This is a genomic window from Butyrivibrio sp. VCB2001, assembly GCF_000423965.1.
In the GTDB taxonomy this organism is placed as follows: domain Bacteria; phylum Bacillota; class Clostridia; order Lachnospirales; family Lachnospiraceae; genus Butyrivibrio.
In genome coordinates this window covers 129576-141576 of record NZ_AUIZ01000001.1, presented here as the reverse complement: position 1 = coordinate 141576, position 12001 = coordinate 129576, and the positions used below count along the sequence as shown (strand labels likewise).

Genomic DNA, 12001 nt, shown 5'->3' with positions numbered 1-12001 from the left:
TTGATGGAGATTATTATGTGTATTAACGAAGAAAAATATGAATCACTTAAACTTGGAAAGCAGCTTTGTTTCCCTCTTTATGCTTGTTCAAAGGAGATCATCAGGAAATATAAGCCTTACCTTGATGATATCGACCTTACTTATACTCAGTACATTACAATGATGGTTCTCTGGGAGAAGGGTACTGTCAATGTTAAGACTTTAGGTGAGTGTCTTTATCTTGATTCCGGTACACTTACTCCTGTTCTTAAAAAACTTGAATCAAAGGGATATATCACAAGAGAGAGATCATCTGAGGATGAGAGAAATCTTGTTGTTTCAATCACAGAAGAGGGCATGGCTTTAAGAGAGAAGGCGCTCTCTATTCCTGATGCAATGGGTTCATGTGTACAGCTCACAGCAGAAGAGGCTGGAGTACTCTACAAGCTTTTATATAAGATTATCGGAAATGTTAGATAATCTTTATTGATTTTTTTAGTCAACAGAAATATAATGTTATTCGGTCAGTTGTGCGTTTATTGGGGATTTGATTTTTTTTACAAAGGAAAGTCAAAAAATTAACATAAACGCACATTATTTATGGAGGTTTATATGACAGGTCACTCTCAGGATCATCATGAGCACCATCATCATGAGCATCATCATGACCCTGAACATATGAAAGCCATCGTCAACAGGCTTTCAAAGGCAATCGGACACCTGGAGTCTGTTAAGACCATGGTGGAGAATGACAGAGATTGTACTGAAGTACTCATACAGCTGGCTGCCGTCAGATCCGCAATCAATAACTGCGGAAAAGAGATACTGAAGGAACATATGAGTCATTGCATTGTTCACGCAGTTCAGGACGGGGATGAACAGGCTATCGTTGAATTAAACGAAGCTGTCGACAAATTTATGAAAAACTCCTAAGCTTTGGCTTGGAGAATCGTATGTGAAAGGGGCGAAATTCCTTGACTATTCCAATTATTGACGTAGTAAACTTTCTAATTCTTTTCCCATTTATCATGGCAGTAATAGTAGGACTTCTTAAGCAGACAAGTCGTCTTAGAAGTGCTGTTATTATGATTGGTGGGTTTACTATCATGGCAGCTGCTATTTATGTGGCAGTTACCGTTATCACATCAGGAGATACATCTCAGTTTATGTATCTTGAGAACACCCACTTACCTGATAAGTTCGTGATCGCAGGAGAGGTATTCCTTATGTGCCTTGTATGCTTCCTCAGCATCAAGTACAAGAAATATTATGCGATCCTGTTCTCACTGGCAGGAACAATTCCTGTTCTTTGGATGGACCTTACAGGAAGAGTTGTAGAAGGTAATACTCATATCAGAATCGATACCTTTGCAGCTGTTATGTACCTTATTGTAGGTATCGTAGGTATCCTTATCTGTATCTACGCATCAGGATATATGAAGGACTATCATCATCATCACACAGATGTTCAGGATAGATCCAACTATTTCCTTGCTCTTATGTTTGTATTCCTCGGAGCTATGTTTGGTCTAATCTCATCAGACAGTCTTAGCTGGATTTACTTCTTCTGGGAGATCACATCAGTTTGCTCATTCCTTATGATCGGATACACAAGAACGCAGGAAGCAGTAGACAATTCATTCAGAGCACTTTGGATGAACCTTCTCGGTGGATGCGGATTCGCAGCAGGACTCATGATCTGCAACATGGGATTTGGTATGTCAAACTTAAGCCAGGTTACAGATATGGGTATGAAGGAGGCGGCTCTTATCGTTCCCGCTACATTGTTTGCATTTGCTGCACTTACAAAGAGCGCACAGTTCCCATTCTCAAGATGGCTCCTTGGCGCCATGGTTGCACCTACACCTTCAAGTGCACTTCTTCACTCAGCTACAATGGTTAAAATCGGCGTATATATGCTGATCAGACTTTCACCCCTTATGAAGGGAACCCTGACAGGTGTTATGATCACTGTCATCGGTGGATTTACATTCTTTGCTGCATCACTTCTTGCAATAACAGTAAGCGACGGCAAGAAGGTGCTTGCTTATTCAACAATTTCAAACCTTGGTCTTATCACTGCATGTGCCGGTACAGGTACTCAGGAAGGTGTTTGGGCAGCTGTTATGCTGGTTCTTTTCCATGCTGTTTCAAAGTCACTTCTGTTCCAGACAGTCGGCGATATCGAGAACTGCATGCACAGCCGTGACATCGAGGATATGCACGGTCTTATCATCAAGCTTCCAAGACTTGCTTTCATCATGATCATCGGTATCTGCGGAATGTTCATGGCTCCATTTGGAATGCTTGTATCAAAGTGGGCAGCTCTTAAGTCCTTCGTTGATTCAGGATCTGTATGGCTGGTTCTTTTCCTTGTATTTGGTTCAGGAAGTACACTTTTCTATTGGGCTAAATGGCTGGGCAAGATTTGTACAGTAATTCATCAGTCCTTTGAGCTTGAAGATATAACACCAAGAAGTGAGCTGGTTTCAATTTTCCCTCTTACTTCACTTATTATCATCATGTGCTTTGCATTCCCTTGGATGTCAGGTCACATGATCCAGCCTATCCTTGATGAGGCATATCACGCAAACATCCCCGATGTTATCGGTGGAAGCGATGTTATCATCATGATGATCATGGTTGCTATGGTATTCATGATCCCTATTGGATCAAGATTCCTTTCAATCGGTAAGAACTCCAAGATGACAATGTCTTACGTTGCCGGTGTTAACGCAGGTGACGACAGACATTACATAGACTCCTTCGGTAAGGAGAGAGCCCTTTACATGTCTAACTGGTACATGGAAGATTACTTCGGAGAGAAGAAACTTCTCTGGCCTTGTATCTGGGTAGCAGCTGTCCTGGTGGCAGTAATGCTGATCATCGTTGTTGGAGGTGCTATCTGATGGAAATCAACTATATTATAAAAGCCGTATTATACTTAATACTTGCTCCTCTTATCGGAGGACTTCTGTCAGGTACTGACAGACTCTTTGCTGCACGTATGCAGGGAAGACAGGGCCCACCTATTATTCAGCCCTTCTATGATGTAAACAAGCTCCTTCACAAGCAGACCACCGTTGTTAACAGTATCCAGGTTCTGTTTGTGACAGGATATCTTATCATGACTGTATTTACAGGTTGCCTTTTCTTTGCAGGCGGAGATATGCTCCTTGTATTCTTTGCGCTGTCAATGTCAGAGGTACTTATGGTCATGGCTGCCTTTTCAACCAATGGTCCTTACAGTATCATGGGTGCGCAGCGTGAGCTTCTGCAGATGATGTGCTATGAGCCTATGACCCTGCTTGTTGCAATCGGATTCTACTATGCACAGGGAAGCTTCATGGTAAACGACCTTGTTAAGGCAAGTTCACCTGCTATTATTCAGATTCCCGGCTTCTTTATCGGCTTCGTATTTATCCTGATAATCAAGCTTCGTAAATCACCTTTCGATCTGAGTACATCACACCACATGCATCAGGAGATGGTAAAGGGACTTACAACAGACCTTTCCGGTTCAAACCTTGCTCTTGTTGAGATTGCTGAGTGGTATGACACAGTCCTGATGATGGGTATTGTTGGAATGTTCTTTATTACGCAGAGCCCTATCAGCAGAATCTGGGCGATAATTGCCTGCATTGTTGTATTCTTCCTTGAGACACTTATTGATAACGTGTTCCCTCGAGTTAAATACATCACAATGCTTAAGGTAACATGGGCAGTTATCCTTGTATTTGCAGGAACTAATCTGCTGATCCTCAACGTACTGAAATAAGAATAGAAGGGAAGTAAATCAATGAACATTGCAAAATCACCATGGGTGTTACATTATGACGGTTCCAGCTGTAACGGCTGTGATATAGAAGTTCTTGCTACCATGACACCTCTCTATGATGTTGAGAGATTTGGTATCATCAACACAGGAAACCCCAAGCATGCAGACGTGCTGCTTCTTACAGGAGGTATCAATGCACAGACAGCTCCTGTTGTAAGACAGCTCTACAACATGATGCCTGATCCAAAGGTTGTTGTAGCTTGCGGAATCTGCGCATGCGACGGCGGTATTTTCAAGGAGTGCTACAACATTCTGGGCGGAGCAGATAAGGTTGTTCCCGTAGATGTATATGTTCCGGGATGTGCTGTAAGACCTGAGGCTCTTATCGAGGGCGTTGTTAAGGCAGTAGGAATCCTTGAGGAGAAGAGAGCTAAACTTAAAGCCTCCATGAAGCAGGGTTACTGTACAGTAGACTATTCAAAGATGGCTATTCATATGACTGCCGATGACTACGATCCAAGCACACAGTATGACGCAGTACTTACTGAGGAAGCACTTAGACAGCAGGCTGAAGAGAAGATCAAGGCAACTGCTAAGCCCGCTCCCAAGCCAGCAGCTCCTGCAGCACCTGCGCAGGCAGCACCTAAGGCAGCTGCACCGGCTTCTTCACCTGCTCCTGCAGCGGCAGATAATTCTGAGAAAGGAGAAAACAAACAGTGAATACAGAATTTATAACTGTTAATCCGGAATGTATCATTGATGAATCTCAGAAGCTTAAATTTGCCGGATATCATCTTATTCAGCAGTGCGCGACAAGAGTTCCCGATGCATACGAGCTCATCTATACCTTTGGAAAAGACCTTGAGATGAAAAATCTCAAGATGGTTCTTCCCGAGGATCAGGAGATCTCAAGTATCACAAGTATTTATCCCTGCGCATTCATTTATGAAAATGAGATGCATGATCTCTTCGGAGTTCAGATCAAGATGATCAACATTGATTTTGAAGGAAAGCTCTATCGCACAGCGATCGAGACACCATTTAAATAATTGGAGGAACCAAAATGTCTACTAGAAGTGTAATTCCATTTGGACCCCAGCATCCGGTTCTTCCGGAACCCATACATCTTGACCTTGTTATGGAGGATGAGAAAGTCGTTGAAGCAATTCCTTCAATCGGATTCATCCACAGAGGTCTTGAGAAGCTGGTTGATAAAAAAGATTTTAACGAGATGGTCTATGTTGCTGAGCGTATCTGTGGTATCTGCTCACTGGGCCATGGCCTTGGATACAGTGAGGCCGTTGAGCACATCATGGATATCGATGTGCCTTCAAGAGCTAAGTACCTTCGTACAATTTGGTCTGAGCTTTCAAGAATTCATTCACATCTTCTCTGGCTCGGTCTTCTTGCCGATGCTTTTGGATTTGAGTCACTCTACATGGAGTGCTGGAGACTCAGAGAAGAGGCTCTTGATATGTTCGAGGCTTCTACCGGCGGCCGTGTAATTTTCTCAGTTATGAAGGTTGGTGGTATCAGAAGAGATGTATCAGATGAGATGCTTAAGGACTTCTATCAGAGAATAAATAAGATGGAAGAGGACCTTAAGGTTATTGCCAAGCCTTTCCTTAACGATATGGCAGTTCAGACAAGGCTTCGCGGCGTTGGTATTCTTACTGCTGAGCAGGCTGATGCTCTTGGATGTGCAGGACCTTTCCTTAGAGCCAGCGGTATTTCAAGAGATATCAGAACAACAGGCTATTGTGCTTACGGCGATGTTGATTTTGAGCCTATAATTTCAACCGAAGGCGATTCATATGCCCGTACAGAGTGCCGTATCAAAGAGATATTCCAGGCATTCGATATTATCCGTCAGCTCATCGATCACATGCCTTCAGGCGATATCGATGTTCCTGTTAAGGGAATGCCAAACGGTGAGTACGTAATGAGAATTGAGCAGCCTCGTGGAGAAGCTATCTACTACGTTAAGGCTAACGGCACTAAGTTTATAGACAGAATGAGAGTCCGCACCCCCACTTTTGCAAATCTTTCAGGACTTGTTGAGACACTTAAGGGATGCGACCTTGCTGATGTGCCTATTCTGGTTCTTACAATTGATCCATGTATCAGCTGTACAGAGAGATAATCATTTGTTAAAAGAGATGTTTTTCACTTAAAGGAGATAGAAATGGCAATTGTAAGTTTCAATAAAACAGTACTTCATAATCTCTTTTCAAAGCCTAAGACAAGAAAGGTAGAAAAAGAGTACCCGGAGGGAACAAGAGGACATGTTGAGAACGATATGGACCTTTGCATCCTCTGCGGATTATGTTCAATTAAATGTCCTACACACGCTATCACTGTAGACAAGGCAGAAAAGACCTGGTCCATCAGACCTATGAGCTGCATCCAGTGCAGATGCTGTGTTGATAACTGTCCTAAGAAATCACTTTCCATGGGACTTAGGTTCCAGGAACCCGGATCAGAAAAGGTTACCAAGACCTTCAAGCAGTCTGAGAAGGCTATAGCTGCTCAGGAAGCTCTTATGAAGGCAGCTAAGGAAAGAGCAGCTGCTGCAGCTGCAGCTAAGGCAGCTCAGGCACAGGCACAGGCACAGGGAAATGCTCCCGCACCTGCTCCTACAGCACCGGCTCAGGCACCTAAGCAGGAAGCACCTGCAGAAAACAAAGAATGACAAAAATAATAACAGTTAAAGGGGCGGTTCAGGGTGTTGGATATCGCCCCTTTATTGCTAAGTGGGCAACTAAATACGGCTTAAAAGGCAACGTAAAGAACATAGGGGCAGCTGTTGAGATACTTATTTCCGGTAAAGAAGCAGATATTGCCTCTTTTGTTTGTCTGCTCAGAAATGAAATGCCACTTGGCGCCTTTATTTTGTCTGTAACCGAAAAAGAGGCAGATCCTTCTTTGGAAGTTCCCGATGACTTTTCTATCATCGAGAGTAAAGAGCTTAATCTTTCAGAGGAGATTCCTGTTTTTCTTCCCGATATCGGTATTTGCAAGGACTGCATGGATGAACTTCTCGATAAGAAGAACAGAAGATACGCTCATCCTCTGATAAGCTGTGCTGTTTGCGGACCGAGATTCAGCATAATAAACAGACTCCCTTATGACAGGGAAACAACTACGATGGACAAGTTTGAGATGTGTCCAAAGTGTAGGGAAGAATACTCAAAAGGTCGAAGACACTATGCACAGACTATATCCTGTCACGACTGCGGACCTCAGATGAAGTTTGTGTTTAACGATGATAACGGGAAAACGCAGGAACTTCAAAAAGAAGAGGCGATTGAAAGAGCAGTTGCGGAGCTTAAAAATGGAAGAATAATAGGACTTAAGGGAGTATCAGGTTATCAGTTAGTGTGCATGCCAACAGAAAAAGCAGCACTTGAACTTAGGAAAATCAAGGGCAGGGAAAATAAGCCCTTTGCTGTTATGTTTTCTGATGCAGAAGCTGCATCTAAGGCAGCTCATATAAGCCCACTTGAGAAGGAACTGTTAGAATCTTCAGAGCGGCCTATAGTTCTTTTAAAAAAGAAAACAGACTTCCCCTTCGAAGTTGATAAGGGAAGCATATATATAGGAGCGTTTCTGCCATCAGCAGGAATACACAGGATTTTATGTGATGAAGTAGGACCTCTTATCGTAAGCAGCGGAAATAAGTCTGATTCTCCGATCATTTTTAAAGATGACCTTTTTGAGAAGACTTTTCTTGGCGAAATCGCCGGAATCCTTTACCATGACAGGGAGATAAACATAGCCCAGGATGATTCTGTAGTATTTACGATAGATAGCATATCCGGAGAATCAGCCCAGTTTATAAGAAGGGCAAGAGGCTATGCTCCGCTTCCTTTTGTAATAGAAGGAAACAGCTCTTTTGTTCAAAACAAAGAATGTATCCTTGCAACAGGCGGCGATCTGAAAAACACGATATCATTTGCTAAAAAGGACAGAATCCTTACAACGCATTACATTTCAGATCTTAATAATGATACCTATAGCATGGACTTCTGGAATGGGGTAAAGAGACACTACGAAGAGCTCTTTGAGCTTGAGCCGACAGTGGTGGTAAGTGACCTTCATCCGCTTTATGCATCATCCTATATGGCAGATAAGATGAAGCTTAAACAGCTTAAGCTTCAACATCACTTTGCACATATATATTCTGTAATGGCTGAAAATGGCATAAATGAAGCACTTGGAGCTGCCTTTGACGGAACAGGATACGGACTTGACGGTGCGATATGGGGCGGTGAGTTTGTCAGGATAAAAAGTGATGATCCGATCAGAGCCGGGCATCTGTCATATGTAAACCTTGTGGGTGGAGATAAGGCGTCCAAAGATGCTGTTCAGACCATGGACTGTTACATCGGTGAATGTATAAGCCTGGGACTTCTTGATGATAAGAGAGTTTTAATGGACAGCAAAATTAGGATGATGATGGCAGCCCAAAAGATTGGAGCAGGAAGTTTTAAATCCTCCAGTATGGGTAGGCTTTTTGATGCTGTAGCAGCTCTTTTAGAGATATGCTCTTACAATACCTATGAGGGTGAGTGTGCAGTTAATCTTGAGAAATATGCCCATAGCTTTATGGAAGAAGATAATGGAGCTTATCCGGAGTTTGAGTTTAAAAAGAAAAACGAAAGCGACGAGTTAGTCTTTGACCAGATAAGCTTATTTAAAGATATATACATGTGTTATAATACTAAAGCTTATGATACAAAAGCCATAGCTTACGGTTTTCATATGGCAATAGTAAAAATGATAAAAGAAGCTTTTGAAGCACTTAGAGGTGAGATAGGAATCGATACTGTTTGCCTATCGGGCGGAGTTTTCAACAACAGGATAATTCTTGGTAAATCGATAGAAACTCTAAGTGATCTTGGCTTTAAAGTTTATTGGAACAAAAAAGTGCCTCTGGGTGACGGAGGTATATCCCTTGGTCAGGCGTATTACGCAATGCTCAAGGGAACAGATAAATAGGAGTATTATATGTGCGTAGCATTACCCGGAAAAGTAATTAAGATGGAGGGAACTAAAGCCACTGTGGACTTTAGCGGTAATATTGTAACTGCCGAGGCCGGACTTGTTGATGTCAAGGTTGGTGACAGAGTCCTGGTTCACGCAGGCTGTATCATTCAGACCATGGACGATTCCATGGCGGACGAGCTTGAAGAGATGTTTAAGGAAATCGAGGATATAGGCGTTGGCGGCTGATAACATATTACAAAGAGTAATTGAAGAGCTAAGGAACTACGATGGCGAAGAAGTGAGGATCATGGAAGTCTGCGGAACACATACTGCAGCAATCTCTGAAAACGGTATTCCTTCCATGCTATCACCTAAGATCAAGCTGATATCAGGCCCGGGATGTCCTGTGTGTGTTACTGTAACAGCAGTGATAGACAGGCTTGTTGAACTTTCTCTTTCTGAGAACACCTGTGTGCTCACTTTCGGAGACCTCATAAGGGTTAAGGGCAGTAAGATGTCACTATCTGATGCCAAGGCAGAGGGGGCAAACGTAAGGATGCTCTATTCGCCTATGGATTCGATTGCCATTGCAAAAGAGAATCCTGCGGTCAATTATGTCTTTGCTGCTATAGGATTTGAAACAACGACTCCCGTTTACGGAAGAGTCATCGAGAAGGCAATAGAAGAACATATAACTAATCTCAAGCTCTTAACATCGCTTAAGACTATGCCTCAGGTAATCCGTTGGGTTGTAAAAAACGGCGGAGGTATCGATGGCTTTATAGCACCGGGACATGTGGCAGCTGTTACCGGCGAAGAGATATTTAAGGATCTGGCAAAAGAGCTTGGAATTCCCTTTGTAGTATCAGGCTTTGAGGGAGAACAGCTCCTTCTTACCATTTATGCCCTGGTTAAAATGAAGGGTAAAGGCGGCTTTAAGAACCTCTACAGGCAGGTAGTTACCCCAAATGGCAATGAAATGGCCAAATCCTGCGTTAATAAATATTTTGAAGAGTCTGATTCATCCTGGCGTGGAATGGGCAAAATTGAAGGCTCAGGAATGATTTTAAGGCAGGAGTACAAGGACTTTGATGCCGGAAGCTTTGGCCTTGATGAAGATCACATGCCACCGGGATGCTCTTGCGAGAAGGTTCTTGTAGGCAAGATAACTCCAAATCAGTGTCCTTTATTCGGAAAGAGCTGTACGCCGGACAATGCTCACGGCGCATGCATGGTTTCCACAGAGGGAAGCTGTTATAACTACTATATTTCAGGGAGACGTTAACTTGAAAATAACAATGGCACACGGAAGTGGCGGAGAGTCCACTTCAAAACTTATATCAGAAGTATTTGCTAAGCATTTTAATAATGAGTATCTGTCCAAGCTCGAGGACTCAGCTGTAGTTCCCGGAGCAGGAAAACTTGCTGTAACAACAGATTCGTTCGTTGTAACGCCGCTTGAATTTCCCGGTGGAGACATCGGAAGGCTCTGTGTTTGCGGAACAGTCAATGACCTTCTTATGAGCGGAGCAGTTCCAAAGTATATCACCTGCGGATGTATTCTCGAGGAAGGCCTTGATATTGACCTTCTTGACAGAGTTATAGCATCTATGGCTGAGACTGCCAGGGAGGCTGGCGTTGTCGTTGTCACAGGAGATACCAAGGTAATAGAAAACAGAGGTGGAGAAGGTGGACTTATCATCAACACTTCAGGTGTTGGATTTATACCTGATGATCTTGATGTACCCGGACCTTTTAAGCTTCAGGATAATGATAAGATCATAATTTCTGGCAACCTTGGCGATCATCATGCAGCCATTCTCGGAAAACGTATGGGTATTGAATCAAACATAGAATCAGATAATGCGCCACTAACTGAGATGGTAGGTAAACTCCTAAGCGAAGGCATAAGGGTTCATGCCATGAGGGATGTGACACGAGGAGGCCTTGGAACTGTGCTAAATGAGTTTGCTTCAGCTTCTGAGTGCAGCATAGAGCTTGTAGAGACAGATCTTCCCGTATCACCTGCAGTTAAGGACTTTTGCGGAATACTTGGCCTTGACCCGATCTACATGGGAAATGAGGGCAAGATGGTATTGTCAGTCCACGCTGAGGATGCTGAGAAAGCTCTTTTACTCATAAAGCAGTCTCGTTACGGTGAAAATGCAAAGGTAATCGGATCCGTAAAAAAAGCCGATATAAATAGTGGTGACATCGGAGTCTTTGTCAGGACAAAAATAGGCGGAAAGCGCGTGGTTGGGCCTATGTACGGGGAAGGACTTCCAAGAATCTGCTAGATGTGTTATTATACAATTCATAAGATTTTTAGTGGTTTTTTGTTTTGTACTAATTAAAGATCAGGGTAAAATATGGAATTTAAGAGAATAAATAAAGATACAGTAACATGCATCATCACTGAAGATGATATGTTTGAACAGGGAATAAAGCTTGAGGATCTCTTCGAGAAGAAGAAAGAGGCCATGGACTTTTTACATGAAGTCATGAAGAAGGCAGAGGAAGAGGTTGATTATAAGCCTACAGGCGCATTTATGCCGATGCAGATAACGGTTCTTCCGGATCATTCAATTTCCCTTACACTTTCAGAAAATGCTTCGGCATCCTTTAGTGAGATACTTAAGAACCTCACCGAGAAGGCCGGAATACAGATCCCTAAGAACGTCCTTGAGGATATTGGGGACAGCGCTTCTGAGGATCGGATAAACAGGCTTAATGAGTATCTTAAGAGTCTTAAGCAGCTCACCAATTCAGTCAAGGATATGATGAGCGAAGATAGCGATGAAAAAGATGCTAAGAAGCTTACCGTAAACGGCAATGCTACCGTAGAGAGCGCCAAGGAAAAGGCTGACAAGATTTCAACACCTGCAGGCAGGAAAAGAGAGCTTTCCGATGAGGACAAGAATCAAAGAAGACTCAAATTCCACGAGTACATCTTTGAATTTGATGATCTTAACACAGTTATCAAATTCTGCAAGAAGGCACCAAAGGGGCTGAGAATTTCCAGCAGCTTGTACAAGAACTCTGTAAACGGCAAATATTATCTTGATCTCTTAAGACAGGGTGAAGAGGCCAAGGTATTTGCATCACTGTTTACAATGGCATACGAATTTGGACATTTTCAAGCTAGTAACCTTAATGTAATTGCACACATAAAAGAGAATTACGATTGCATCATCAAATGTAATGCAATTGGTGAAATGGCATCACTTGATATGTGACGAAGATCATAGAGGAACG

The 12001-nt window shown here is 42.8% G+C and carries 13 protein-coding genes; all 13 read left to right on the top strand.

Annotation, left to right across the window (positions count from 1 at the left end; translation table 11 throughout):
* Positions 1–15: 15 nt before the first annotated feature.
* Positions 16–459, top strand: coding sequence for a MarR family winged helix-turn-helix transcriptional regulator (locus tag G589_RS0100655; protein ID WP_022767213.1), 444 nt, complete (start codon positions 16–18; stop codon positions 457–459).
* A 132-nt stretch (positions 460–591) separates the two neighbouring features.
* Entirely contained in the window at positions 592–912 is a 321-nt protein-coding gene (locus tag G589_RS0100650) for a metal-sensing transcriptional repressor (RefSeq protein ID WP_026520717.1), read from the top strand.
* A 41-nt stretch (positions 913–953) separates the two neighbouring features.
* On the top strand, positions 954–2888 hold the full coding sequence (locus G589_RS0100645) for an NADH-quinone oxidoreductase subunit 5 family protein (RefSeq protein WP_242826393.1): 1935 nt from the start codon (positions 954–956) through the stop codon (positions 2886–2888).
* Entirely contained in the window at positions 2888–3757 is an 870-nt protein-coding gene (locus tag G589_RS0100640; RefSeq protein WP_051192089.1) for a respiratory chain complex I subunit 1 family protein, read from the top strand. Before G589_RS0100645 ends, G589_RS0100640 begins: the two co-directional genes overlap by 1 nt.
* Positions 3758–3778: 21 nt before the next feature.
* Complete coding sequence (locus G589_RS22360) at positions 3779–4477, top strand: NADH-quinone oxidoreductase subunit B family protein (RefSeq protein WP_026520714.1); 699 nt, start codon at positions 3779–3781, stop codon at positions 4475–4477.
* Positions 4474–4806 carry an NADH-quinone oxidoreductase subunit C gene (locus G589_RS0100630; RefSeq protein ID WP_026520713.1) on the top strand — a complete coding sequence of 111 codons (333 nt, stop codon included), beginning with the start codon at positions 4474–4476 and terminating at the stop codon, positions 4804–4806. Before G589_RS22360 ends, G589_RS0100630 begins: the two co-directional genes overlap by 4 nt.
* Before the next feature lie 14 nt (positions 4807–4820).
* Positions 4821–5900 (top strand): hydrogenase large subunit, encoded by a 1080-nt coding sequence (locus tag G589_RS0100625; protein WP_026520712.1) that lies wholly within the window; start codon positions 4821–4823, stop codon positions 5898–5900.
* Positions 5901–5942: 42 nt separating this feature from the next.
* Positions 5943–6449: a 4Fe-4S binding protein gene (locus tag G589_RS0100620; protein ID WP_035775041.1), complete on the top strand. Its 507-nt coding sequence runs from the start codon at positions 5943–5945 to the stop codon at positions 6447–6449.
* On the top strand, positions 6446–8758 hold the full coding sequence (gene hypF, locus G589_RS0100615) for a carbamoyltransferase HypF (protein ID WP_026520710.1): 2313 nt from the start codon (positions 6446–6448) through the stop codon (positions 8756–8758). Before G589_RS0100620 ends, hypF begins: the two co-directional genes overlap by 4 nt.
* Before the next feature lie 9 nt (positions 8759–8767).
* Entirely contained in the window at positions 8768–8992 is a 225-nt protein-coding gene (locus G589_RS0100610; protein WP_026520709.1) for a HypC/HybG/HupF family hydrogenase formation chaperone, read from the top strand.
* Positions 8982–10031: a hydrogenase formation protein HypD gene (gene hypD, locus G589_RS0100605; RefSeq protein ID WP_242826392.1), complete on the top strand. Its 1050-nt coding sequence runs from the start codon at positions 8982–8984 to the stop codon at positions 10029–10031. Before G589_RS0100610 ends, hypD begins: the two co-directional genes overlap by 11 nt.
* Position 10032: 1 nt before the next feature.
* On the top strand, positions 10033–11043 hold the full coding sequence (hypE, locus tag G589_RS0100600) for a hydrogenase expression/formation protein HypE (protein WP_026520707.1): 1011 nt from the start codon (positions 10033–10035) through the stop codon (positions 11041–11043).
* A 72-nt stretch (positions 11044–11115) separates the two neighbouring features.
* Positions 11116–11982 carry an adaptor protein MecA gene (locus tag G589_RS0100595; protein ID WP_026520706.1) on the top strand — a complete coding sequence of 289 codons (867 nt, stop codon included), beginning with the start codon at positions 11116–11118 and terminating at the stop codon, positions 11980–11982.
* Positions 11983–12001: the final 19 nt, after the last annotated feature.